The 24,568-nt window shown below is 70.2% G+C and carries 25 protein-coding genes; 17 read left to right on the top strand and 8 right to left on the bottom strand.

Annotation, left to right across the window (positions count from 1 at the left end; translation table 11 throughout):
• Positions 1–102 precede the first annotated feature (102 nt).
• The 10 genes from G7Z13_RS22500 (at position 103) to G7Z13_RS22545 (ending at position 8,797) form a co-directional block, all read left to right on the top strand.
• Positions 103–1,503: a histidine kinase gene (locus G7Z13_RS22500; protein ID WP_240926526.1), complete on the top strand. Its 1,401-nt coding sequence runs from the start codon at positions 103–105 to the stop codon at positions 1,501–1,503.
• Positions 1,500–2,291, top strand: a complete 792-nt coding sequence (locus G7Z13_RS22505; protein WP_166002040.1) for a response regulator transcription factor — start codon at positions 1,500–1,502, stop codon at positions 2,289–2,291. The genes G7Z13_RS22500 and G7Z13_RS22505 overlap by 4 nt, the downstream gene beginning before the upstream one ends.
• Before the next feature lie 105 nt (positions 2,292–2,396).
• Entirely contained in the window at positions 2,397–2,555 is a 159-nt protein-coding gene (locus G7Z13_RS22510) for a hypothetical protein (protein WP_166002041.1), read from the top strand.
• A gap of 56 nt (positions 2,556–2,611) precedes the next feature.
• Positions 2,612–3,154 carry a pilus assembly protein TadG-related protein gene (locus G7Z13_RS22515; RefSeq protein ID WP_240926319.1) on the top strand — a complete coding sequence of 181 codons (543 nt, stop codon included), beginning with the start codon at positions 2,612–2,614 and terminating at the stop codon, positions 3,152–3,154.
• 35 nt (positions 3,155–3,189) lie between these two features.
• The gene (locus tag G7Z13_RS22520; protein ID WP_166002042.1) at positions 3,190–3,771 is read left to right on the top strand and encodes a hypothetical protein; all 582 of its coding nucleotides are present in this window, start codon (positions 3,190–3,192) and stop codon (positions 3,769–3,771) included.
• A gap of 8 nt (positions 3,772–3,779) precedes the next feature.
• On the top strand, positions 3,780–4,394 hold the full coding sequence (locus tag G7Z13_RS22525) for an OmpA family protein (protein ID WP_166002043.1): 615 nt from the start codon (positions 3,780–3,782) through the stop codon (positions 4,392–4,394).
• 646 nt (positions 4,395–5,040) lie between these two features.
• The gene (locus G7Z13_RS22530) at positions 5,041–5,481 is read left to right on the top strand and encodes a hypothetical protein (RefSeq protein ID WP_166002044.1); all 441 of its coding nucleotides are present in this window, start codon (positions 5,041–5,043) and stop codon (positions 5,479–5,481) included.
• A 5-nt stretch (positions 5,482–5,486) separates the two neighbouring features.
• Positions 5,487–7,799, top strand: a complete 2,313-nt coding sequence (locus G7Z13_RS22535) for a hypothetical protein (protein ID WP_166002045.1) — start codon at positions 5,487–5,489, stop codon at positions 7,797–7,799.
• A 3-nt stretch (positions 7,800–7,802) separates the two neighbouring features.
• Entirely contained in the window at positions 7,803–8,486 is a 684-nt protein-coding gene (locus tag G7Z13_RS22540; protein ID WP_166002046.1) for a hypothetical protein, read from the top strand.
• 59 nt (positions 8,487–8,545) lie between these two features.
• The gene (locus G7Z13_RS22545; protein WP_165994894.1) at positions 8,546–8,797 is read left to right on the top strand and encodes a hypothetical protein; all 252 of its coding nucleotides are present in this window, start codon (positions 8,546–8,548) and stop codon (positions 8,795–8,797) included.
• Between the two features lie 29 nt (positions 8,798–8,826).
• Here the strand turns inward: G7Z13_RS22545 and G7Z13_RS22550 are convergent, their stop codons facing one another.
• The gene (locus tag G7Z13_RS22550) at positions 8,827–9,222 is read right to left on the bottom strand and encodes a DUF192 domain-containing protein (RefSeq protein ID WP_166002047.1); all 396 of its coding nucleotides are present in this window, start codon (positions 9,220–9,222) and stop codon (positions 8,827–8,829) included.
• A gap of 243 nt (positions 9,223–9,465) precedes the next feature.
• Here G7Z13_RS22550 and G7Z13_RS22555 point away from each other — a divergent pair, with 243 nt between their 5' ends.
• The 6 genes from G7Z13_RS22555 to G7Z13_RS22580 all read left to right on the top strand — a co-directional run bounded on the left by G7Z13_RS22555 (position 9,466) and on the right by G7Z13_RS22580 (position 17,123).
• Positions 9,466–10,344, top strand: coding sequence for an LLM class flavin-dependent oxidoreductase (locus G7Z13_RS22555; protein WP_166002048.1), 879 nt, complete (start codon positions 9,466–9,468; stop codon positions 10,342–10,344).
• Between the two features lie 76 nt (positions 10,345–10,420).
• Complete coding sequence (locus G7Z13_RS22560) at positions 10,421–11,290, top strand: class I SAM-dependent methyltransferase (RefSeq protein WP_166002049.1); 870 nt, start codon at positions 10,421–10,423, stop codon at positions 11,288–11,290.
• Positions 11,291–12,028: 738 nt separating this feature from the next.
• Entirely contained in the window at positions 12,029–12,802 is a 774-nt protein-coding gene (locus tag G7Z13_RS22565; RefSeq protein ID WP_166002050.1) for an isoprenyl transferase, read from the top strand.
• A gap of 379 nt (positions 12,803–13,181) precedes the next feature.
• Positions 13,182–14,507, top strand: a complete 1,326-nt coding sequence (locus tag G7Z13_RS22570) for a PhoH family protein (protein ID WP_166002051.1) — start codon at positions 13,182–13,184, stop codon at positions 14,505–14,507.
• Positions 14,508–14,951: 444 nt separating this feature from the next.
• Positions 14,952–15,659: a transglycosylase SLT domain-containing protein gene (locus G7Z13_RS22575; RefSeq protein ID WP_166002052.1), complete on the top strand. Its 708-nt coding sequence runs from the start codon at positions 14,952–14,954 to the stop codon at positions 15,657–15,659.
• A 147-nt stretch (positions 15,660–15,806) separates the two neighbouring features.
• Positions 15,807–17,123 carry an AI-2E family transporter gene (locus G7Z13_RS22580; protein WP_166002053.1) on the top strand — a complete coding sequence of 439 codons (1,317 nt, stop codon included), beginning with the start codon at positions 15,807–15,809 and terminating at the stop codon, positions 17,121–17,123.
• 79 nt (positions 17,124–17,202) lie between these two features.
• On the opposite strand, the gene G7Z13_RS22585 is transcribed toward G7Z13_RS22580, so the two are convergent.
• A complete protein-coding gene (locus G7Z13_RS22585; protein WP_166002054.1) occupies positions 17,203–17,736 on the bottom strand; it encodes an alkyl hydroperoxide reductase in 534 nt (177 codons plus the stop codon).
• A 3-nt stretch (positions 17,737–17,739) separates the two neighbouring features.
• A complete protein-coding gene (locus tag G7Z13_RS22590) occupies positions 17,740–18,294 on the bottom strand; it encodes a peroxiredoxin (RefSeq protein ID WP_166002055.1) in 555 nt (184 codons plus the stop codon).
• Positions 18,295–18,458: 164 nt separating this feature from the next.
• Between G7Z13_RS22590 and G7Z13_RS22595 the strand changes: the two genes are divergently transcribed.
• Positions 18,459–19,409 (top strand): LysR substrate-binding domain-containing protein, encoded by a 951-nt coding sequence (locus G7Z13_RS22595; protein ID WP_166002056.1) that lies wholly within the window; start codon positions 18,459–18,461, stop codon positions 19,407–19,409.
• 268 nt (positions 19,410–19,677) lie between these two features.
• Here G7Z13_RS22595 and G7Z13_RS22600 read toward each other — a convergent pair whose 3' ends face one another.
• Genes G7Z13_RS22600 through G7Z13_RS22620 form a run of 5 tightly spaced genes read right to left on the bottom strand, consistent with a single transcriptional unit; the run spans position 19,678 to position 24,466 of the window.
• Complete coding sequence (locus G7Z13_RS22600) at positions 19,678–22,005, bottom strand: ABC transporter permease (protein ID WP_166002057.1); 2,328 nt, start codon at positions 22,003–22,005, stop codon at positions 19,678–19,680.
• Entirely contained in the window at positions 22,002–22,691 is a 690-nt protein-coding gene (locus tag G7Z13_RS22605) for an ABC transporter ATP-binding protein (RefSeq protein ID WP_166002058.1), read from the bottom strand. The genes G7Z13_RS22600 and G7Z13_RS22605 overlap by 4 nt, the downstream gene beginning before the upstream one ends.
• Complete coding sequence (locus G7Z13_RS22610; protein ID WP_166002059.1) at positions 22,688–23,215, bottom strand: PadR family transcriptional regulator; 528 nt, start codon at positions 23,213–23,215, stop codon at positions 22,688–22,690. Before G7Z13_RS22610 ends, G7Z13_RS22605 begins: the two co-directional genes overlap by 4 nt.
• 49 nt (positions 23,216–23,264) lie before the next feature.
• Positions 23,265–23,534, bottom strand: coding sequence for a hypothetical protein (locus G7Z13_RS22615; protein ID WP_166002060.1), 270 nt, complete (start codon positions 23,532–23,534; stop codon positions 23,265–23,267).
• Positions 23,531–24,466 (bottom strand): SPFH domain-containing protein, encoded by a 936-nt coding sequence (locus G7Z13_RS22620; protein WP_166002061.1) that lies wholly within the window; start codon positions 24,464–24,466, stop codon positions 23,531–23,533. Before G7Z13_RS22620 ends, G7Z13_RS22615 begins: the two co-directional genes overlap by 4 nt.
• Positions 24,467–24,568: the final 102 nt, after the last annotated feature.

A 24,568-nucleotide genomic window follows, 5' to 3' on the forward strand; every position in this document is an offset into this window, starting at 1 on the left:
TGGACGGGACGGGGCGGCCCGGCGGGGCGGGGCGGCCCGGCGGGGCGAGGTGGCCCGGCGGGGTGGGGCGGCCGGGTGCGGCGGGCCTTGCTGAAAGCCCCGTTGGCCCCCGCGCAGCCCTCAGCGCACCCTTCGGCCCTCACCCACCCCCCGGCGCACCCCCCGTCCCTCACCCACCCCCCTGCCCCCACCGCACCCTCGCCCCCCGCCGAGGGTTCAGCCGCCCCCACCCTCTCCCTCCAGGTCAACGCCCTCCAGGCGCTGTGCCGCCAGGTCTTCGGCTTCCGCCTGGCCATGATCGCTCTGGCGGCCCCCGCAGCCCTCCTGAACGCCTCGCCCGGCCTGGGCCAGAACCTGGTGGGCGCGGCGGTCGTGGTCACCTTCATGGGGTCGTACGCCCTCTTCCGGGACTGGGAACGCTTCGGCCCGCTGCTCCTGCGCCACCCCACCCTGCTCGCGGCGGACACCCTGTTCGGCTCACTGCTGCTGGTCTCGGCGGGCCCGGACACCACGCTGGCGTACGTCAGCGTCTGCACGCCCCTCCTCGCCGGCCTGGCCTACAGCTGGCGCGGCGCCGCCTGTTTCGCCTCGCTGCAGTCGCTGATCCTGCTCCTGGTGCAGGCGACCCTGGCCCGGACCGGGGACCGTACCCCGGCGGAGGCCCTGCTGGTCCCCGGCCTGTGTGTGATCACGGGGGCGGCCGGTTCGCTGTTGCGCAACCTCATGCTGCGCTTCGGCGAGGCGACGCGGGCCCTGACGGCCGTACAGGCCCGCCTCGCGGCGACGGAGGCGGTGGCGGAGGAACGTGCGCGGCTGGCCCGCGAACTGCACGACTCGGTGGCCAAGACGCTGCACGGCGTGGCGCTGGCCGCGGAGGGCCTGGCGGTCTCGGCGAACGCGCCGGCCCCCGACGCGGCGGTACTGCGCCGGCAGGCCGACCTGGTGGCCCGCGCGGCCCGCAGAGCGGCGACCGAGTCCCGCGAACTCCTCACGGACCTGCGCCGCGAGCCCGGCGGCCCGGCGAGTGCGCTGGACCTGGAGGCGGAACTAAGGTCCCGTACGCGCGACTTCACCGCCCGCACCGGCATCCCGGCGACGTACGAACCGACGGACGGGGACCGCCCCCTGCCCCCCGTCCCGCCCGCGGTGGGCCGCCAGCTCCTCACCATCACCGACGAGGCCCTGGAGAACGCCCACCGGCACGCGTCCCCCGCCTCGGTGCGGGTGACGGCGGGCGTGGCGGATGAGCACCTGCTCCTGGCCGTGTACGACGACGGCCGCGGCCTCCCCCACGACGCCACGCTCGACCGCCTGCGCGAGACGGGCCACTTCGGCCTCCTGGGCATGGTGGAGCGGGCGGCGTCCGTGGGGGCCCGCATCGGCATCGGCCGCGGCGCCCACCCGCGGGGCACGGAAGTCCGCCTGGAGCTCCCCCTGACGGCGCTGACGGCGCTGACGGTCCCCACGGCCCCCGACGACCCCGACCCAGGTGACGCAGCATGAACGACGACGAGACGCCGTCCCCCTTCCGGGAGCCCCCGCCGCCACCGCCCCTGCGGGTGGTGGTCGCCGACGACAACCCGGTCGTCCGCGCGGGCCTGACCGCCCTCCTCACCGGCCGCCCCGACATCACGGTCGTGGCGGAGGCGGCCGACGGCCGCGAGGCGTACGAGGCGGCGCGCACCCACCACCCCGACGTGATCCTCCTCGACGTCCGCATGCCCGGCGTGGACGGCCTGGCGGCACTCCCGCACCTCGTCCGGCTCGCCCCCGTCATGATGCTGACCTACAGCCGCGAGTCGGACATCGTCCACGAGGCCCTGCGCCGCGGCGCGGGCGGCTACCTGGTCCACGGCGAGTTCACCGCGGACCAGCTGGTGACGGCCGTACGGGACATCAAGGAGGGCAGGGCGCACTTCACCGCCACGGCGGCAGGCGCACTCCTGGCGCAGCTCCGGCAAGGCTCGCCCGCGCCGCTGCCTGCGGATGCAAACACTCCGGACACCCCAACGCGCCCTCCGATAGAGCCATTTTCCCCGGAACCGCTTTCGCAACTGCAACGGACTGTGGCACAGTCGCGGTACCCACTCAGCGCAAGGGAGGCGGAGATCATGGACCTCATCGCGTCCGGCATGAACAACCAGCAGATCGCCGCCGCCTGCTTCATCAGCGAGAAGACGGTCAAGAACCACATCAACCGCATCTTCGCCAAGCTCCACAGCACCACCCGCGCCGAAGCCACCGCCAAGTGGCTGGGCACGGCCCCCGGCACCCCGGGAGGCCCCCGATGACCCCACCCCCTTGGGCCCGCCTTTGGGCCCCCGGACCCTCGACCCCCACCCCCGCCCCGCCCTACCCTCCCGCCACCGACAGCGCGCCTTCCGGAGGGAACCCCCATGCACAAGTGGAACGACGACAAGGGCCAGACCGCGGTCGAGTACCTGGGCATCATCGCGGTGGTGGTGGCGATCGTGCTGGCCATCACGGGGACGGACATCGGGCAGACGATCTTCGATGCGATCACGACCAAGATCGCCGAAGTCACCGGCGGCTGACGCGGTCCAGGAAATACGGCGGAGACTCGGGGCAGGCCTTCCCCATCTACATCACGGTGGTGGCGGGCCTGCTCTTTCTCGCACTCGCCTACCTCGCGGTCGGCCAGGCCGGGGCGGCGAGGAACGAGGCCCAGACCGCGGCTGACGCGGCGGCGCTGGCTGCGGCCCTGGAAGTCCGGGATCAGCTGGCGGGGGAGTGGCTGGACAGCCTGAAGGACCCGGACGCATGGCAGGACATCTTCGACGGCCACGTCCAGGTGGCCGACGGATGCTGGCGAGCCCAGCAGCTCGCCGCACAGAACGACGCCCAGGTAGTCGGGTGCGAGAGGACGGGGCCGCTCGACTACAGGGTCGATGTCGAAGCGGACGAACCCGTGGGTGACTCCATCGTCCCCGGCACGGAGAGCACGTACGCGAAGGCATCGGCCAAGGCGGTCATCGAGCCTCGCTGCGACGTCGCCCCGCCGGCCGAGGGCGCGGGCGACATCGAACTGCCCTCGCTCAGCTGCGGGGCAGTGGACTGGGACCTGTCCCCGGACGACGACCCGGCCGAGCTACCGGACCCGGAGGACCTCTTCGACGTCCACCTGGCCGACTGACACGCGAACGACGAGTAGGCGAAGGAAGCAGAGGCATGAGCGTTCGGTTCACAGCGAAGGCCCGCAGGGGGATGGCCGCGTTGTCCGTGGTGGCCGGTCTGGCCCTCGGCATGGCCGGATGCGGCGGCGGCGACGGCGAAGACAAGAAACCGGAGAACTCGGCATCCGCCTCACGGACCGGTGGGTCCCAGCCGAGCGCCCAGGAAGGGCAGGCGGAGTCGCCACTGGCCGAGCTGAAGGGCTCGAACGGCCTGCTGCTGCAGATCACCTCCGCGGAACGGGACTCCGGCGGCTTCGTCACCGTCAACGCGAACCTGAAGAACGACGGGGCGAAGAGCGTCGCCATCCCCGCCTCGCTGAGCGGCAACGAGACGGAGATCATCAGAAACGGCAGGTCCCTCGGTGGCGCCACCCTCGTGGACTCCCGGGGCAAGAAGCGCTACTACGTCCTGCGCGACACGGACGGTCGCCCGCTGACGACCACGGGCCTGTCGACGATCAGGTCCGGCGAGAGCGTCGCGGTCTTCATGCAGTTCCCCGCCCCACCGTCCGACACCACCGAAGTCACCTTCCAACTTCCCACGTTCGCCAGCGCCACCATCTCCCTCGCCGGGTGAGGCCACCGATGACCCGAACCCGACGCCTCCCCCTGACCCTCGCGACCACCGTCCTCCTCCTCACCGCCACCACCGCCCACGCCGACGACAACCCCAGCGTCCCGCCCGGCACCGAGGCCACCGCCGCCGCCCCGGTGGAACTCGACGCCAACGACCCGGACCTCAAACTCCCCGAAGGCGCCACGCTGGCCGAGCCGAAGGTGCTGGACATCAAGCAGGTCGTGGAGGACGAGAGCGGCGAGGAACGCCGGGAGGACACCAACGCGGACGTGAAGTTCGCCCTCCAGGCGGAGGTGCTGTTCCCCAGGGACAGCGCCAAGCTCGGCGCGGAGTCCAAGGCCCGCATCCGGTCGATCGCCGAGGAGATCAAGGCCCAGAACGCGACCCGCATCCGCGTCTTCGGCTTCACCGACAACCTCGGCTCCTCAGCCCACGGCGACATCCTCTCCAAGCAACGAGCCAACGCCGTCCACGAAATCCTGTCCGCCGAACTCAACGACCCCGGCGTCACCTTCGAGGTCCGCGGCTACGGCGAGGACTACCCGATCGCCTCCAACACCACAGAAGAGGGCCGCAAGAAGAACCGACGGGTGGAGGTGTCGTTCCCGCGGGGGGAGAGCTGAGACCGACGCTCCTCTCAGTCGCCGGACTCATCGGCCTCGGAGTCGGCTCCCTGTCCGAAGCGGTCACCGGAGGGGCCAGTGGTGCCGATGGACAGAAGCGACGACGACCGTAGGCAAACGCCGGCGTGCGATGCGTAGTTCGCCCTGATGGTTGGCTCAGAAACCAAGCGCGATGGCTGAATGCCTACTCTGTGGTGCCTGCCCCGAACGGTCAGTCACGGCCGATCAGTAAAGTGACGGGTGCGGTCTCGTCCGGTCTGGAGGCCGGACGGGAAAACGGGGAGGCACCAGTGCTGCCGAGCGATGTCGCGGTTCGGGGAGCGCGTCGACGGGCGCGACGGGCTCCTTCCGGCTGTCCGGCGTGTTCGACGCGGCGAGGGACACGGTTCAGGACCTTGCCACGGAGCTGTCGTCGTTCACGAAGTTCCGGCAGCGGGTCGACGAACTCAAATCCCGGCGACCCCGGGCCCGCGGATGTCTATCGGCTGCCCGACCTCCCGGCGGCGGCCTCCGCCTCGCCATCCCCGGCGGCCGGCGCCCCCGGCATCACCGGAAGCGGGATCGGCGGCGGAGGACCACGACACGACCGGAGCGAACGCCACGGGGGCACAGGACGACGACAAGTTGGCACGGGGAGGACACGCGTATGGCGTGGGAGGAGTGGGAACAGCTCAAGGCCTCGGCGGCGGAGCATCGTCCCACACGGATGCAGCTCAATCAGTACCCCGCCGACCGGGGGAGCACCCAGGGAGACCTCAAGGTCGGCAACCAGGATCTGGAAGCCGTGGGGAAGGCAGCCCGCGACCTGTTCAACGACTTCACCACCTACAGCGGACACGCACGAGTCGCCTCCGAGACGGCTGCGGACGGCCTCAAGAGTGAGGGGTTCGCTCTCGGCGGCGCACTCGAACATGTGACGGCGCGCTGGAGCGAGCAGACCAAGACACTCCTGGACGCCTGTGCCCACATCTCGAACCACCTCCGGTTCACGAAGAACCAGCACGCTGCCGACGACACCTACATCGCCGGCGCGGTCAGCAGCATCGCCACGCTCGACGAGGGATTCGACGACCGGAAGGGCCACTGACGCCGATGGACCTCGACGCCCTGCGCTACGGCAACTTCTCCCAGCTCGGTGAAGCGATCACCGATTGGGAACAGATGACGAAGAAACTCGCCGATCTGAAGAAAGATGCCGAGGACAACTTACAAGCCAGGGCCGACAAGGCCGCGTGGACGGGCGTCAACGCCACCGTCAGCCGTGAGTTCATCACGAAGACCGCCGCTGAGTTCGCTGACGCGCATGCCCAGGCGAACACGGTCGCCAAGATCCTCAAGGACACCCGACAGGAACTCATCGACTACCGGACCCAACTCAACGACGCCATCGACCGTGCCGCCAAGAAGCACCTGACCGTTGCGGACACCGGGAACGGCTCGTTCACGGTCGTCGCCAACACCCGTCCGGACTGGTCATCCGACCCGAGCGGCGAGCAAGCGGTCAGCCGGCAGGAGGTCGACGATGCTCGCGACGAGATCCAGCGCATCCTGGGCAAGGCCGCTCAGAGCGACTCCACCGCAGCGAAGGCACTGCGCCTCATCGTGGATCAGGCCACGTACGGATTCTCTGGCGCAAGTTATGACAGCCGGGATTCCGCAGCCAAGGCCATCGCAGAAGCTGACAGGATGGCCAAGATCCTCGCGAAGGATCCTCGCGACGTGACGAGTGCGGAACTCGCTTCGCTCAACAGCGCCCTGGTCGCGTACAAGAATGACCCGCTTTTCGTGGAGGAGTTCGCGACACAAGTAGGACCGAAGAAGGCGCTTGTTTCCTGGGCTGGTATAGCTGACCCGTACCAGGGGGAATACAACCACGACCCCGCACGGGACAAGCAGGCCAAGCAGCTGCAGAAAAACCTCGGAATCATTCTGGGTCGAGCCACACTCTCCGACAGTGACCAGATGACGAGCTGGAAGGACCAGATGATCAAACTGGGTCCGAACCAGCTCGGGATCGGCGATGCCGGAAACCCGACCGGCTACGCCGTCATGAGTAATCTGATGCGCTTCGGTGACTACGACGACGATTTCCTCTACCGATACGGTGACGAACTCCTCGCATACGACAAGCAGGTCAACGGACGGGCCGCCACTCCATGGGTCAATAACTGGAATACGGGAGATCTCAACCTGTGGGGCAATGCGAATGACCGTGGCCGACACCCCGTCACAGGCTTCCTCGAGGCGTTGGGGCACAATCCTGGCGCTTCGGAGAAGTTCTTCGCCCGCCCGGACTTCTCGGATACTTCCATGCCGACGTTGGAAAGAGACACGGTCAACACCGAATCCGAGGTCAACGAGCATCTCAAGTATCTGACCAGTGAACGTCTCTGGCTGCCCGATACCACGATGGACGGTAAAGAAGGTTACGTGGCCGGGCGCGACGCACTCGGTCACGCGTTGGAGGCGGCGACGACTGGATACCCGTACGACGCCGACGCGAAAGACACCGTGGCAGGTGGTGACCGCCGTACGGCGAACACCGCAGCTGTCTTCGAACAGGTCGCGTACCTCTACGGAGGCGAGGGCGGCCCCAAGTTGCTGCACACGCAGCCCGAACTCGCCGACAGCTTGGGGAAGATCGGCGGTGCGTACATCGACGATATCGACTACGAGCTTTCCGGAATCGGCGATCACGAAAAGGATCCGGGTGACTTGCCGGCCCGTTACGACGGCCGGGCGAGCATTGGCAATCAAGGGGCCATCGACTTCCTGAGCGTCCTCGGCCAGAATGAGGACTCACACAAAATCGTCACCGCGGCGCAGCACATGTACACCCTGAGCCTCTTGGATGCCAACCCGGCCACCAGTGAGGAGAACATGAACCGCGCCAGAGATGCCATGTCTGTCGGCGCGGAAGCCCGAGGAATCCTTGATCACTCTCGCGTGCAGCAGGCAGCCACGACTTACGGTGAGAAATCCGAGGAAGCAAACAAGGAGCTCGCCCGCTCGTCCGACTGGAAGAAGCTGATGGCGGGTGCGGTGGTGGCCGGCGGAGTCGCCGCTGTCCCTCTTCCTGGTTCCACTGCTGCCGCCCTGGTGATTGCTCCTGTAGCTGCGGATCAGATCGTCAACGCAGCCAATACGCTGCTCGGTCATGAAATCGATAAGGCGACGGAAGAAGCGGCAGCCGATCCCAGTGGTCCTTCGCAAATGGCCAGCAGAGAGTTCTATCTCCAAGGAACGGAAGACTTGGGAGAGACATACAAAGCATACTTCGAGCGTCATCCGAAGGCTGCCGACAAGGCAGATGATCAGAATTGGATCGAAGGGATCAAGGGCAGCTACATGGGTACGGGGACGCTGGAGAACGATTACCGAGGTCGACCGTCCTACAAGGAGTGAGTAATGACGCTTCCGATAATGCGGGGCAGAGTTCCCAGGTCGGCTGTCCTCTTTGCGGCGGCTGCGATGCTGGTGGGCGGTTGCAGTAGCGGCTCCGACACCAGTGATGCTGGGAGTGAAAAGGCTGGGATGCCTGCAAGTGACCTGTGTGATGGGTCTCTTGACGCTGCAGCGGAGGATGCCCTGCAACGCTTGGCGGGCGCGAAAAGGTTCGAAGAGGCCACCGGAGTGAATCAGGCAGGCCGGTCGAACAAGTTCTCCGTGAGTGGGTCGGTCAAGAGCCTCTATGACGAATACCTGAACCAGAGTGAGTGTTCGGTTTATCAGGTAGGTGACGACAAGCCGCTGTTTCAGGTCCGTTTTTCGGCGTCTGACTCCTACCCCTCAGGAAATGGGGATTCGGGTGAGAGGAGAACTCGGTACCCGATCGGTGTCTTTGCGCAGGTAGGCAGCAACGGAGCTGACCTCTTCTTCCGTTGCCCGACCGACGCGCCAGCCAAGGGTGCGTACATCGGAGATACGGACTATGTGAAGGCCGAGATGTACAGAGACACATATCGGTTGCGGGGGGACACCGAAGCAAGAGACGTCATGGTCATCCTCAACTCAATGGCAAGGGCGGTCGCCGAGGCCGCGGGCTGTGCGTCGCAGGCCGGTTTGCCGACTCGAGTGCCGGATGCCGTATGACTTCAGTCCGTCCAGGCACCGGCGCTTCCGGTGGCGGAGGGGATGACATCTTCGGGAGGATGGCGCTCGCCGAGGGCGACCGGGTGAGCTCCGATGCCGGCTTCGGCGGCATCGGTCCCAACCACGGGATTTTTCGTGCCCGTTGCCTTCAGACAGGCACGACGGTGTTCCTCGTACAGGTCAATGGCAGCGGTATGAGTGCTGTCGTACGCACCCTCTTCCCCCGCTACGTCGAGGCCGAGGCCGAGGCCGCCCGTCTCGGCTGCGGCCCGCTGAAGCTGAAACTGCCCCAGCCCGCAGGGAGCCGCTGACTACCCGTCCGGCAGACGGAGCCTGACGCTTACTCATCGCCCCGTGCTTCCCCTTGCTCTCCCCGAGCCACGATCCTCACCGCCACCCCCGCGCTCAACCCCCACCCCTCCATCACACCTGCCTCCGCCTCCACCACATGCCGAGCCCGCAGCCGGGGCATCCCCATGCGGCCCGGGCGCATGGTGCGTACGGCGATGACACGGAGCCCGCGGTCGAGGTAGGCGACATCGATGGGGATGCGCATGCCGAGCGTGTGGATGCTGCCGGCGGGGGAGAGGAGCATCGCGCCGTTCACGGTGTCCCGGCCGAGCAGGCCTCTGGTGCGGGCCCGGTAGGACGTCGCGATCTCCAGGGCGACCCGGACCTCGCCCCTGACCCCGTGGATCACCAGCGTTCCCTGCCCGTCGCGCCACCTTCGGCCCATCCGAGTCCACCTCCCGTTGCGGCACGATTCCGGCGGAACAGACTGTCATCATGCGCAGGATCGCAGGCTCCGCGCCAAGGTGTCGGTGTCCCCGACGGATACATCCAAGGTTCCGGCCAGACATCAGCCGGGAAACGATCCCGTGGTGCCCGACGCGGCGCCAGGGCGAGTGGACCGGGATGGGCAATCAGGCGGCGGCCTAAAGGAGTTGTCCGCGTGCGTCGTTCCGGTTAGGAAGTGTTCATGACTGGACTCGGTGCAGTGTTCCGCCCGCAGCTTCCCCCCGAGCGGCTGCGTGCCCTCGCGCGGCTCGCCGACGACTCCGGGCTCGACGAGCTGTGGCTGTGGGAGGACTGCTTCCTGGAGGGCGGGATCTCCACGGCCGCCGCCGCGCTCGCCTGGACCGAGCGGGTGAAGGTGGGCATCGGGCTGCTGCCCGTGCCGTTGCGCAACGTCGCCGTCACCGCCATGGAGACGGCCACCCTGCACCGTATGTTCCCCGGCCGGGCGATCGTCGGCGTCGGGCACGGCGTGCAGGACTGGATGGGGCAGGTCGGCGCCCGGGCCGAGTCGCCGGTGACGTTGCTGCGGGAGTATCTGCTCGCACTGCGCGCCCTGCTGCGCGGCGAGCGGGTCAGCACCGAGGGGCGGTACGTGCGGCTGGACGACGTCGCGCTGGACTGGCCCCCGCTCACCCCGGCGGAGGTACTGGCCGGGGTCACCGGGCCGCGCTCCCTGCGGCTGTCGGGCGAGGCCGCCGACGGCACCATCCTGACCGTGGCCACGCCTGCGGACGGCGTACGACGCGCCCGGCGGCTCATCGAGGAAGGGCGCGCGGCGGCCGGCCGGGGGGACGGCGAGCCGCATCGGATCGTCGTGTACCTGCTGACCGCCACCGGTCCCGGCGCCTTCGGCCGGCTGCGTGCCGAGCTGGCCGCCGAAGGGCTCGCCGACGTGCCCGGTCTCGGCGTCGCGGGTGACGCGGCGGACGTCGCCGAGGCCGTACGGCGGATGGCCGAGGCCGGTGCCGACTCCGTCGTCCTGCAGCCGACCGCCGACGAGCCCGACCCGGAGGGGTTCGTCCGGTTCGCGGCCGAGCAGGTCAGGCCGCTGGTCGACTGACCGGCAGCCGGGAGGACCGCCGTCAGCGGCCGGCTATTCGTTGGCCGCGCGCCGCCGCGTTCGCGACGATCAGTTCATGGACGGCCACCACATCCCCAGCGAGCGCAACCCCAGCCAGCACACCCCCGGTCAGGACAGCTCCGCTCAGCACACCCCCAGTCAGCCCACCCGCACCTTCGACGAACTCGTCGCCGAGGGAGCCTCCGTCCCGACCGAGGGCTGGGACTTCTCCTGGTTCGAGGGCCGGGCCACCGAGGCGCGGCCCTCCTGGCGGTACGCCGAGTCGCTGGCCGGGCGGCTCGGCGCCGCCACCGCCGTACTGGACATCCAGACCGGGGGAGGGGAGGTCCTGGACTTCGCCCTCGGCCGGGCGGCCTCCGCGCCGGCGCTCCTCGCCGCCACCGAGGGCTGGCCGCCGAACGTCGCCAAGGCCACCGCCCTGCTCGGGCCGCGCGGTGTCGTGGTCGTGGCCGCCCCGGAGGACGCGCCGTTGCCGTTCGCGGACGGCGCGTTCGACCTGGTCGTCAGCCGGCACCCCGTCACACCGCACTGGGCCGAGATCGCGCGGGTGCTCCAGCCGGGCGGCACGTACTTCGCCCAGCACGTCGGGCCGGCCAGCGTCTTCGAGCTGGTGGAGTACTTCCTGGGGCCCCAGCCCGAGGAGGTACGCCGCGGGCGCGACCCGGAGCGGGAACGCGCCGACGCCGAGGCCACGGGGCTGGAGGTCGTGGACCTGCGGGCGGAGCGGCTGCGGGTCGAGTTCCACGACATCGCCGCCGTCGTGCACTTCCTGCGGAAGGTGGTGTGGATGGTGCCCGGCTTCACCGTCGAGGCGTACGAGCCGCGACTGCGGGCGCTGCACGAGCTGATCCAGGCGGAGGGCGCGTTCGTCGCGCACAGCACCCGGCACCTGTTCGTGGCCCGGAAGCCCGCCTGCGTCGCGTAAGCCCGCCTGCCCGTGAGCCCGCTTGCGCCCGGAAGTCCGCTTGCGCCCGGAAGTCCGCTTGCGCCCGTAGGCCCACCCGCCCGTAGGCCACCTGATTGCCTTGATTTCCTCCCCAGTCCCACCAGCCACTTTATTCACACTGTTTTCACATCGTTATGGGGAACGGCTCGATCCGCCCCCTCCCCTCACGTAAGTTCGGACCAAGGCAATTCGCGTGAGCAAAGCTGCGCGGGCGGTACCGCGCAGTGGAGGGGCTGCACGGTGCCCGGCCTGACCTCCGCTTTCGTCTCCCCCGACGCGGAACGATTCCCCGCCGGCCGCGCGTCAAGCCGTTGCCGTCGCGTTCGTGTCGCCCGCAAGAGGGACCCCGCGAGGGTCCGGCCCGAGACTGTGAAACGGCCGGAACCCCTTGTGAAAGGCGCCTTCCGCGACCAGCGGGGCGTTGCCGGGCGACTTCGGAGAGTAGTTGTGGCGCGCCGATGTGCGCGCCGGCCCTTACGAAGGGTTATGGTGGAAACCCCCCCTCGGGCCGGTCCGTCTCCCCCCCACGGACCGGCCCGTTTCTTTTCCCCTTCGCCGGGCCCCGGAAACGGCTGCGCCCGTCCGCAGGAGTAGGCTTCGCCCCCGGGGACCGCCATACGGACAGGGGCGCACCCGTATCCGCGCCCGGCCATCAGGCGCCGCAGGCGCGCCGTGCCCGTCCCCTGTCCGATCCGCACCGGAGGGGCTGACAATCACGTGAACCTGCGCGACAAGCTGCGCGGCCTGCTGGTCAGGCTCTACGCACGCCGGGTGGAAGGCCACCTGGACCACGCTCAGGTGCCCAAGCACATCGGCGTGATCATGGACGGCAACCGCCGCTGGGCGAAGGCGGCGGGCTCCAGCACCGTGCACGGCCACCGGGCCGGCGCCGAGAAGATCGAGGAGTTCCTCGGCTGGTGCACCGAGACGGACGTCGAGGTCGTCACGCTCTGGCTGCTGTCGACGGACAACTTCGACCGGCCGCGGGAGGAACTGGTCCCGCTGCTCGGCATCATCGAGGACGTCGTGCGCACCCTCGCCGCCGACGGCCGCTGGCGGGTGCACCACGTGGGCACCATGGACCTGCTGCCGGCGGGCATGCAGACCACCCTGAAGGAGGCCGAGGAGGCCACCGCCCACATCGACGGGATACTGGTCAACGTCGCCATCGGCTACGGCGGCCGGCAGGAGATCGCCGACGCGGTCCGCTCGATGCTGCACGAGGCGGCCGAGCGGGGCACCTCCCTGACGGAGCTGGCCGAGGCCGTCGACATCGACATGATCGGCCGTCACCTGTACACCGGCGACCAGCCCGACCCCGACCTGGTCATCCGCACCAGCGGCGAGCAGCGGCTGTCCGGATTCATGCTGTGGCAGACGGCCCATTCGGAGTACTACTTCTGCGACGTTTTCTGGCCGGCCTTCCGCAAGGTCGACTTCCTGCGTGCCCTGCGCGACTACGCGGCACGCCACCGCCGTTACGGCGGCTGACGCACGAAAGTCCCCCTGAGGGGTGTACGGGTACCCCCTCCGGCGCGGGGCAAACGCCGGCAAGACGGCGCATGTCACCAGGAGTTCACCGGCGCGCCGTCATATGCCGTGGCATGGCATCGCCTGTTCGAGGGCATAGACCAGACAGGTCGACGCCCGAACCACGGGTGTCGGATCTCAGCGGGCGGCACGGGGTCGTCCGCCCGGGAGGTCCTTTGCACCAGCCCCACCGTGCGGTCTCGGCACGGAAGCAGCGGCGGAGGGCCGGTTTCCGGCCCGCGGTGCACGAGGGCCGTCGACCGGCCTGGATCTTTCCCGCCTCCCGGCCCAGCTTCCGCTCCGTCGCTCCCCGACCTCATCCGAGGGGGTACGTCCTTCCGTGGTGACCAGCGCACAGCGCCACAAGCCAGACCGGCGCACCTATGTTCTCGACACCAGCGTCCTGCTGGCCGACCCGAACGCTCTGAGCCGCTTCGACGAGCACGAGGTCGTGCTGCCCGTCGTCGTGGTCACGGAGCTGGAGGCCAAGCGGCACCATCCCGAACTCGGCTACTTCGCCCGGCAGGCCCTGCGCCTGCTCGACGACCTCCGGGTGCGGTACGGGCGTCTCGACGCCCCCATCCCCACCGGCGACCTCGGCGGGACCGTGCGTGTCGAGCTCAACCACTCGGACCCCAGCGTGCTGCCCAGCGGCTACCGCCTGGGGGACAACGACTCCCGCATCCTCGCGGTCGCCCGCAACCTGCAGGCCGAGGGGTTCGACGTCACCGTCGTGTCGAAGGACCTGCCGCTGAGGATCAAGGCCTCCTCGGTCGGCCTGCTGGCCGAGGAGTACCGCGCGGAGCTCGCCATCACGGACTCCTCCGGCTGGACCGGGATGTCCGAACTGACCCTGGCGGCCGAGCAGGTGGACATCCTCTTCGAGGAAGGGCACATCCACGTCCCCGAGGCGGCGGACCTGCCCGTGCACACGGGCCTGACCATCCACTCCGAGCGCGGCCGGGCCCTCGGCCGGGTGACGCCGGACGGCATGGTCCGGCTGGTGCGCGGCGACCGGGAGGCGTTCGGCATCAAGGGGCGCAGCGCCGAGCAGCGCATCGCGCTCGACCTGCTGCTCGACCCGGAGGTGGGGATCGTCTCGATGGGCGGCCGGGCCGGCACCGGCAAGTCGGCGCTGGCACTGTGCGCGGGCCTGGAGGCGGTGCTGGAGCGCCGCCAGCACGAGAAGATCATGGTCTTCCGCCCGCTGTACGCGGTCGGCGGGCAGGAGCTGGGCTATCTGCCCGGCACCGAGGCGGAGAAGATGAGCCCCTGGGCGCAGGCCGTCTTCGACACCCTCTCGGCGGTCACCAGCCGCGAGGTCATCGAGGAGGTCACCGCGCGCGGCATGCTGGAGGTGCTGCCGCTCACCCACATCCGCGGGCGCTCGCTGCACGACGCGTTCGTCATCGTGGACGAGGCCCAGTCGCTGGAGCGGAACGTCCTGCTGACCGTCCTGTCGCGGATCGGGGCGAATTCCCGGGTGGTGCTCACCCATGACGTGGCCCAGCGGGACAACCTCCGGGTCGGGCGCTACGACGGTGTCGTCGCCGTCGTGGAGAGGCTGAAGGGGCATCCGCTGTTCGCGCACGTCACCCTCAACCGGTCCGAGAGGTCCCAGATCGCCGCCCTTGTGACCGAAATGCTGGAGGAAGGGCAGATCTGATCCGCTTGTCACCCTCTGATCCACTCGTCCCATCCGCGGGCGACAGCGGGTGACTTGGCGCCGTCCGGAAAGGCGAAGAGCCTAGCCGGACGGCGCCTTCGCTCGTGCGGAAACCGCGAAATCCCGGGGGTCGAACGGGATGTGAGCTTTCACACGCAACTCGGAATTGCCTCACGGCGTCGCCTTGCGGCAGAGTCTCACTCCTGTCAGGCCCCGCATACGACACACCTGTATCCGTACCCCCAGCGGTACGGGACAACTGAAGTACCCCGCTAACTCCATAGCAACCGTCGTATGCCGCCCGAGCACCATGCGGCGCTCCCCGCGGGGGAGTTGCCCACCGGGCCCGCGCCTTCCGTGACCCCGTAGTTGGGGAGGCCAGTGCCAGGGGCACGATTGCGTCCGCCAGGGTCACCGAAGCGGGCGATGCTGGAAGGAAACCGTGTGAGCCGGATTTCGGTCCGGGGACTCGCAGTGGCCTCGGCCACCGCGGTCACCGCAGTCGGAAGCGTCGTCGGCGTTGCCTCGGGCAGCACCGCGCAGAACAACGACGCCGAGGCGGCGGCAACCGACCTGACGCTCCTCGCGGACATACCCGCGGGCCAACAGGCCCAGGTGCAGACCGCCTCCCTGACGCAGCAGGCCGACGTCCAGGCCATCGCCGCGGACGCGAGCGCCAAGAAGGACGCCGAGGAGGCGGCCCGCAAGAAGGCCGCCGAGACCGCGATCGCGAAGAAGGAGCAGGCCGAGAAGGCCGCTCAGGAGGCCAAGGAAGCCAAGGAGCGCGAGGAGGCCGAGCAGAAGGCCAGCCGCGACGCCGCCCGGGCCGACGCCTCCACCTTCGCCGTCCAGAGCTCGTACTCCATCGCGCAGATCCAGTCGATGGCGCGCCAGATGGTGCCCGGCGACCAGTGGACCTGCTTCAGCAACATCGTGGACCACGAGTCCGACTGGAACTACCGCGCGGTCAACCCCTCTTCCGGCGCCTACGGTCTCTTCCAGGCGCTGCCCGGGTCCAAGATGGCGTCCGTCGGCGCCGACTGGCAGACCAACCCGGCCACGCAGATCAAGTGGGGCCTCAACTACATGAACGACCGCTACGGCAGCCCCTGCGGCGCCTGGTCGTTCTGGCAGGCCAACCACTGGTACTAGGCCGCCCCCCGCGACCTGCGGTCTGCACCCCGCCCGGCTTCGCGCAGCCCCTCACCGTTCTACGGTGAGGGGCTTTCGCCCTGTACGGTCTGTCGGGACGACTCCAGGGAGGAGTGGTGGGGACCCGACGGGGGAGAGGGACGGAACATGTCGCGAGTGCCAGGGTGGCTCGGCCGGCTGGGCGCCGGACTGAACCGCATGGGCAGACAGTGGGAGGAACGCCGCGCGGAGGCCGAGCGGGAGCACGCGGACAGCGCACGTGAGCCGGCCGGAACGCCGGCGCAGGTGCCGCCGCCCCCCGGATACGCCCCGGCCGTCGCGCCCCGCCCCGACCCGGCGCAGGCCGTGCCGTGGGGCGTCAGGGTCGCCGCCGAGGCCGGCTGGCGGCTGCTGGTGCTGGCGGGCACCGTCTGGGTGCTCATGCGGGTCATCAGCGCCGTCCAGCTCGTGGTGCTGGCCTTCGTCGCCGCGCTGCTGATGACGGCGCTGCTGCAGCCGACCGTCGGCCGGCTGCGCCGCCTCGGGGTGCCGCGCGGCCTGGCCACCGCGCTGGCCGCGCTGCTCGGGTTCGTGGTGATGGGCCTGGTCGGCTGGTTCGTGACCTGGCAGGTCATGGAGAACATCGACGACCTCTCCGACCAGGTGCAGGACGGCATCGACGAGCTGCGCCGCTGGCTGCTGGACAGCCCGTTCCACGTCACCGACAAGCAGATCAACGACATCGCGGAGAACCTGCGCGAGGCGATCGGCGCCAACACCGACCAGATCACCTCGGCCGGTCTGGAGGGCGTGACGGTCGTCGTCGAGACGCTGACCGGCATCCTGCTCGCCGTCTTCTCCACGCTCTTCCTGCTCTACGACGGCCGGCGCATCTGGGAGTGGACGCTGAGGCTGGTCCCGGCCGCCGCCCGGCCCGGTGTGGCGGGCGCGGGGCCGCGGGCCTGGCGGACGCTGACGGCGTATGTGCGCGGCACGGTGATAGTGGCCCTGATCGACGCCATCTTCATCGGCCTCGGCATCTACTTCCTGGACGTGCCGATGGCCGTGCCGCTGGCGGTGTTCATCTTCCTGTTCGCCTTCATCCCGCTGGTCGGCGCCGTGGTCTCCGGGGCGCTCGCGGTGGTCGTCGCGCTGGTCACCCAGGGCGTGTTCACCGCCGTGATGACGCTGGTCGTGGTGCTCGCGGTGCAGCAGATCGAGGGGCACATCCTGCAGCCGTTCATCCTCGGGCGGGCCGTGCGGGTGCATCCGCTCGCCGTGGTGCTGTCGGTCGCTGCGGGCGGCATGGTCGCCGGGATCGGCGGCGCGGTGGTCGCCGTACCGCTGGTGGCGGTGACGAACACGGTCGTCGGCTATCTGCGGGCGTACTCCACGGAGTCCACGCTGCGGCACTCCCCGCCGCCGCACGGTGCCACGGCGACCGACGCGGCGCCGGGCGTGCCGCCCTCGGAGCCGGGCGCCTGACCCTTCACGGGAACGCCGAAGGCCCCGTCCACCGGTGGGTGGACGGGGCCTTCGGCGCTTGGTCAGCGAACCGGCCGGGTCACTCGGCCAGGACCGCCTCGGCGTCCAGCGTGACGCCGACCGCCTGGATCACGGAGGCGATCTTGAAGGCCTCCTGGATCACGTCGCGGTCGAGGCCCGCCTTGCGCAGCACCTGCTCGTGCGAGTCCAGGCACATGCCGCAGCCGTTGATCGCGGACACGGCGAACGACCACAGCTCGAAGTCGACCTTGTCGACGCCGGGGTTGCCGATGACGTTCATCCGCAGACCGGCGCGCAGGGTGCCGTACTCGTGGTCGGACAGCAGGTGGCGGGTGCGGTAGAAGACGTTGTTCATCGCCATGATGGCCGCCGCGGACTTGGCCGCGGTGTAGGCCTCCGGCGTGAGGTTCGCCTTCGCCTCCGGCTCCAGCTCACGCAGCACGATCGGGGAGCGCGAGGCGATGGCGGTCGCCAGCACGGTGCCCCACAGCTGCTGGGCGGGGAGGTCGGAGTTGCCGATGACCGAACCCAGGTTGAGCTTCAGGTCCTTGGCGTAGTCCGGTATACGGGACTTCAGCGCGTCGAGCGACATGGGTCACTCACCAGCCAGCAGCGCGACCGGGTCCAGGGTCTCGTCGCCCTTGTTCCAGTTGCAGGGGCACAGCTCGTCCGTCTGCAGCGCGTCGAGGACCCGCAGGACCTCCTTGGGGTTACGGCCGACGGAGCCGGCGGTCACCATGGTGAACTGGATCTCGTTGTTCTGGTCCACGATGAAGACCGCGCGCTTGGCGAACCCCTCCTCGTCCTCGATGCCGAGGGCACGCATCAGCTCGTGCTTGGAGTCGGCCATCATCGGGAACGGCAGGTCGCGCAGGTCGTCGTGGTCCTTGCGCCAGGCGTGGTGGACGAACTCGGAGTCGCCGGAGAAGCCGAGGACCTGGGCGTCACGGTCGGCGAACTCGTCGTTCAGCTTGCCGAAGGCCGCGATCTCGGTCGGGCACACGAAGGTGAAGTCCTTGGGCCAGGCGAAGATCACCTTCCACTTGCCCTCGTAGGTCTTGTGGTTGATCTTCTCGAACTCCTTGCCCTTCTCCAGCGAGACGCAGGCGGTCAGTTCGAACTCGGGGAACTTGTCACCGACAGTGAGCACTAGCTCTCCTTGCAGCGCAGCGAAGAAACACCCGCTTTTGACGGGTGTTTCCCATGGGTTGGACGAGCATGATCGTGGCACAGCGCGCATTGATTAGTGAAATAGCTACACTTGGTCGCGTTGATCGGAGGTAGCTATTAGTGACTGTAGGTAACGTGAACCCCATGGGTCATGCCGGCAAGCGGCGCCAGCCCAGTCTTGCCCAGCTGAGGGCCTTTGCCGCCGTCGCCGAGCATCTCCACTTCCGGGACGCCGCCGCGGCGATCGGCATGAGCCAGCCCGCGCTCTCCGGCGCCGTCTCCGCCCTGGAGGAGGTGCTGGGGGTGACCCTCCTCGAGCGTACGACCCGCAAGGTGCTGCTCTCGCCCGCCGGCGAGCGCCTCGCCGTCCGCGCGAAGGCGGTGCTGGAGGAAGTCGGCGCGCTGATGGAGGAGGCCGAGGCGGTGCGGGCGCCCTTCACCGGGGCGCTGCGGCTCGGCGTGATCCCGACGGTCGCGCCGTATCTTCTGCCGACCGTGCTGCGCCTCGTCCACGAGCGCTACCCCGATCTCGACCTCCAGGTCCACGAGGAGCAGACCGCCAACCTCCTCGACGGCCTCACCAGCGGCCGCCTCGACCTGCTGCTGCTCGCGGTGCCGCTGGGGGTGCCGGGGGTGGTGGAACTGCCGTTGTTCGACGAGGACTTCGTCCTGGTCACCCCGCTCGACCACCGGCTCGGCGGCCGGGAGGGCATCCCGCGCGAGGCGCTGAAGGAACTCAACCTGCTGCTCCTGGACGAGGGCCACTGCCTGCGCGACCAGGCCCTCGACATCTGCCGCGAGGCCGGCCGTGAGGACGCCCCCGTGACCACCACCGCCGCCGGTCTGTCCACCCTCGTCCAGCTGGTCGCGGGCGGCCTCGGCTGCACCCTGCTGCCGCGCACCGCCCTCAAGGTGGAGACCAGCCGCAGCAACCAGCTCCTCACCGGCTATTTCGCCGACCCCGCCCCCACCCGCCGCATCGCCCTGGCCATGCGCGCGGGCGCCGCCCGCGGCGCCGAGTACACAGAACTGGCCTCCGCCCTACGCGACGCCCTGCGCCCCCTGCCGGTAAGGGTGGTGGAGGACACCGCCTGAGGACCCCGGCACGGGCGCAATGGAAAGCCGAGGCCCAGTTCCCCCACCCCGGGGGCGCGGGGAACTGCGCGCCCAGCCCCCACTACCCCGCAGCCGCCCACGACCGCCGAACCCCCCTCGGACGGCCGGCGTCACGGGCTGCCGCAACACCCGGGGCCCAGTCCCCCCCCCGCAGGGGCGCGGGGAACTGCGCGCCCAGCCCCCACCACCCTGCAGCCGCCCACGACCCCAGGCCATCCCCCCCCCGTAGGCGCCCAGGCCCGCGGAGCTACTCCGTGCGCAGACCATCCGGCCGCATCAGCCGAATCAGCGGCGGCATGCTGAGCAGCGTGACGACAAGCACCACCCCCGCACCCATCCCCGTCATCGCCAGCACACTCGCCCAGTCCACCCGCACCGCGGTGTCCGTCATCTTCAGCAGCACCGTGCCCAGCGTCAGCCCCACCACGCAGGCCAGCGCGAGACCGAGCGCGATCGGCACCGCCGTCTGCCACAGCACCGACAGGCTCAGCGTCGAGCGCCGCGTGCCGAAGGCGACCAGCGAGGAGAGCAGCTTGCGGCGCTCCCGCAACTGCTCCAGCTGGGAGACGAGCAGACTCGCCCCGATCAGCAGCAGCACACAGCTCGCGCCGACGAACAGGCCGGTGCGGATGGCCGCGAACCGGTTGCTCTGCTTGGCGGCCACCCAGGTCATCGGCTCGACGAACGGGTCGATGTCCGCGGCGGTGTTGCGCACGTGCTCCCGGGCGTCCGGCACCGACTCGTCCAGCCGCAGATAGAGCTGTCCGGGCACGGCCGCCGCGGCCTCGCGGGGCAGGGCACCCGGGGTGAGCAGGATGCCGCCGCGCCGGACGCCGGTGGGGTCCGGGACCGAGCGGGCCCGCCGGATGTCCTCCGGCACGGGCCAGGCGACCGGCGTCGCCTCGTCGCCGGACGAGGTGGTGTCGAAGTAGAGCGCGCCGCCCGGCCGGGCCAGTGCGAGCCCGTCGGTGTCGTACTCGGCGCCCTCCAGCACGAACACGTCGCCGTCCCGGCAGGAGGGCAGCGCGGCCAGCTCCCGCAGGGACCCGCAGTCGCCGACGGCGATCTGCGTGAACCGCTCCGGCTCCTCGGCCCGGTCGCCGACCATGCCCTCGGAGAAGCCGTACACCCGGCTGACGCCCTCGGTCGCCTCGAAGCGGGCGCGCGCCGCGTCGAGCGAGAGGCCCGCCGGGACGCCGACCTGCATCTGGGCGCGGGTGAGGTCCTGCCCGGTGTCCTTCGTGTAGTCGTCCTCGACGCCCGCGAACAGCATCTGCAGCGCGATCGCCCCGGCCACCGCCACCGCGATGCCGTTGACCATGCGGGCCGCCGAGCCGCTGCTCAGCTGGAGTCGTCGTACGGCGAGCTGCCAGGACACCGCGCCCGCGCCGAGCCGGGCGACGACGGCCTCGACGATCCACGGCAGCAGCGCGGTCACGCCGACCAGCAGCAGCAGGACACCGCCGGTGACGAGGTACTGGTTGAACTCGCCCTCGTCCCGCCCGTTGCCGATCATCGGGTAGAGCATCCCGAGGCCCGCCAGCGGCAGCAGCAGCCGCCACCACAGCCGGCGCCGCGCGGGCCGCGCCGTGCGCACCACCCCGAGGGGTTCGATCACCACGCCGCGCAGCGCGGCCTGGGTGACCAGCACGGCCGCGGCCGGCACCGCGACGGCGACCAGCAGCGCGAGCAGCGGCGAGGGGTCCAGGTAGCTGGGGAAGGCGCTGAACCGGAACACCTCCACCGACCCCGCCCACTGGCGGCCGATCAGGAAGAACCCGGTGCCGAAGACCAGCCCGAGCAGCGCCCCGGCCATCGCCTCGCCCGCGGCCACCCGCCGCGTCATCCGGCTGTCGGCGCCGACCAGCCGCAGCGCGGCCAGCCGCCGGTCGCGGCGCTCGCCGCCGAACCGCACGGCCGTGGCGACGAAGACGCCGACCGGCATCAGCAGCACCACGAAGACGACCAGGATCAGCAGCAGCAGCACCGGGTCCATCCGCTCCGTCGACGGCAGCGGATCACCGAACCGGTCGATCCGGGAGGCCCCCTCGCCGAGCCGCGCCGCGAGCCCCTCGCCGCCCCGGTAGAAGGCGAGTTCCTGCGAGCCGATCAGCCCGCTCTCCCCGATGGTGCCGGTGATCCGCTGCGGCAGCCGGTCGCGCAGCAGCGTGCCCTCGTCCGACTCCAGCAGCCGCTTCAGCGCGGGGGAGACCACCATCTCGTCCACGCCGGGGAGCCGGTCGACGCCGGGCGGCACGGGGGCGTGCGGCCCCTCCGGCTCCAGCACCCGGCCGCGGATGTCCTTGTCGCGGAAGGTCGTACCGGCGTTGGCGACGAGCAAGGTGTCGTCGCCCTTGTCCAGCTCGGTCTGGCTGAACCGGAGGTCCGAGCGGGCGCTCTCCCGGTCGTGCCGTGCCGCCAGCGCGTTCGGGATCGCGGTCGTGAGCAGCAGCAGCGCCACCCCGAGGCCGACTCCGACGGCGGTCAGCAGGGCGCGGATCCACCCTTCCCGCCCGCCGGCGAACGCGAACCGGAACCCGAGTCCCAGGTCCCTCGCCCACTGCCGCAGGTTCATACGATCCGCTCCATGTCCCGTGACCTGCCGTCCCGTACGACGATCTCGCGGTCGGACCAGGCGGCGACCCGCGCCTCGTGGGTGACGAGCACGACGGCCGCGTTGGCCGACCGGGCCGCGTCCGTCAGCAGCTCCATCACGCGCTCGCCGTTGAGGGAGTCGAGCGCGCCGGTCGGCTCGTCGGCGAACAGCACCCGCGGGCCCGTCACCAGCGCCCGCGCCACGGCGACGCGCTGCCCCTGCCCGCCGGAGACCTCGCCGGGCCGCTTCTTGGCGATGCCGTCGACCTCCAGCCGGGCCATCCACTCCAGCGCCGTGCGCTCGGCGGCCCGGCGGGACGTGCCGTTCAGCCGCAGCGGCAGCGCCACGTTCTCCACGCAGGTCAGCTCCGGCACCAACTGCCCGAACTGGAACACGAACCCGAACTCGCTGCGCCGCAGCGCGCTGCGCCCGGCGTCGCTCATGGTGGCCAGCTCCCGCCCGGCGTACGTGATCGACCCTGCGTCGGGGGTGACGATCCCGGCGAGGCAGTGGAGCAGGGTGGACTTGCCGGACCCGGAGGGGCCCATCACGGCGACGACCTCGCCGGGGTGGATGGAGAACCCGGCGCCGTCCAGCGCCGTCGTCGGCCCGTACGTCTTGCGCAGCCCCTCGGCCACGAGCAGGGCTCCGGCGGGGGCGCTCACTCGGACACCACCGCCGCGGCCAGCTTGTCGAGACGCGCGGCGGTCAGCTCCAGCCAGCGCAGGTCGGCCTCGAGGTGGAACAGGGCGTGGTCGCAGATCAGCTGGTCGGCGAGGTCGCCCTTGCGCTTGCGGTCGGTGAGGATGCGCATCATGCGCAGGTGTTCGGCGCGCTGACCGTCGAGGATGTCGGCGGCGTCGCGGTGGGTGAGGAGTGCGAGGACGACCTTGGTGTAGAGGGTCGACTGCAGGTACGGCTCGGGCTTCTCCGGGGTGGCGAGCCAGCGTTCGACATCGGTGATCCCGGCGTCGGTGATCGCGTACCGCTTGCGCTCCGGGCCGCCGCCGGGCTCGATGCCGTCGACTTCGACGAGCCCGTTCTTCAGCAGGCGGGACATCGTCGAGTAGACCTGGCCGTAGTGCAGCGGCCGGTCCTGACCGAACTTCGCGTCGAAGGCGCGCTTGAGGTCGTAGCCGTGGCGGGGGCCGGACTCGAGCAGGCCGAGAAGAGTGTGACCGATGGACATGACGGCCACTCTACACACCATGTATACGTCGCGTGTATACGCCCCGTGTCTAGTTGTCGCTCGGCTCGCCCCGGCCGCCCGCCGGGCCCTTGGGCGGCCGGCCCCGGCGCGGGATCGGCCCCGCTTCGCCGGGCAGCCGGCCGGACTCGGCCAGCGCCCGGCGCAGCAGGAACTCGATCTGCGCGTTGGCCGAGCGCAGCTCGTCACCGGCCCAGCGGGCCAGCGCCTCGTACACCAGCGGGTCGAGCCGCAGCAGCACCTGCTTGCGCTCCTGCCGCGGCCGGCGCCGGGGAGCGGGTCCCTCCGCGGAGTCCGTCACTGGTAGAGCGTCCCGGTGTTGAGGACCGGCTGCGCGGAGCGGTCCCCGCACAGCACCACCATGAGGTTGGACACCATCGCCGCCTTCCGTTCGGAGTCGAGTTCCACGATGTCCCGCTCGGCGATCCGGTCCAGGGCCGCCTCGACCATGCCGACCGCGCCGTCCACGATCTGCCGCCGCGCCGCGACCACCGCGCCGGCCTGCTGGCGCTGGAGCATCGCCGAGGCGATCTCGGGGGCGTAGGCGAGGTGCGTGAAGCGGGACTCGATGATCCGCACGCCTGCCGCCTCGACGCGCGCCTGCAGCTCGACGGCCAGCTTCTCGGTGATCTCCTCGGCGTTGCCGCGCAGCGAGAGCCCGTCCTCGTCGTGGGCGTCGTACGGGTACTCGATGGCGATGTGCCGGACGGCCGCCTCGGTCTGGGTGGAGACGAACTCGATGTAGTCGTCCACCTCGAAGGTGGCCTGCGCGGTGTCCTCGACCTTCCACACCACGACCGCGGCCAGCTCGATCGGGTTGCCGTAGGCGTCGTTGACCTTCAGGACGGCGGTCTCGTGGTTGCGGACCCGCGTCGAGATCTTGGTGCGGGAGGTGAGCGGGTTCACCCAGCGCAGTCCGTCCTGGCGGATCGTGCCCCGGTAGCGCCCGAAGAGCTGCACCACGCGGGCCTCGCCCGGCGCCACCATGTTCAGCCCGCACATGGCGACGAACGCGGCGACGCCGGTCAGGACGCCGAGGGCGATCAGTGCGGCCTTGGCGCCGGCGGCCGTCACGGTCGTCGCGGCGACGACCATGGCGATCCCGCCGAGCAGCCCGAGCAGGCCCAGCAGCAGGGCGAGTCCGCCGCCGATGCTGTGCGCGGTGAACTCCCGGACGCGCGGTTCGGGCATGTCGGGCAGATCGGCGACGGCGGCGGTGTCGTGTGTGGCCATGGGTGGCCCCCCGTTCTCGTACGGCATAGCTTTGATCTAGCTAAGTGATATCACTTTACCCCGTCACGGCAACCACAACCCCCTCTCAAGCGTCGGTTCCGG

The sequence above is a fragment of the Streptomyces sp. JB150 genome, assembly GCF_011193355.1.
Classification (GTDB): domain Bacteria; phylum Actinomycetota; class Actinomycetes; order Streptomycetales; family Streptomycetaceae; genus Streptomyces.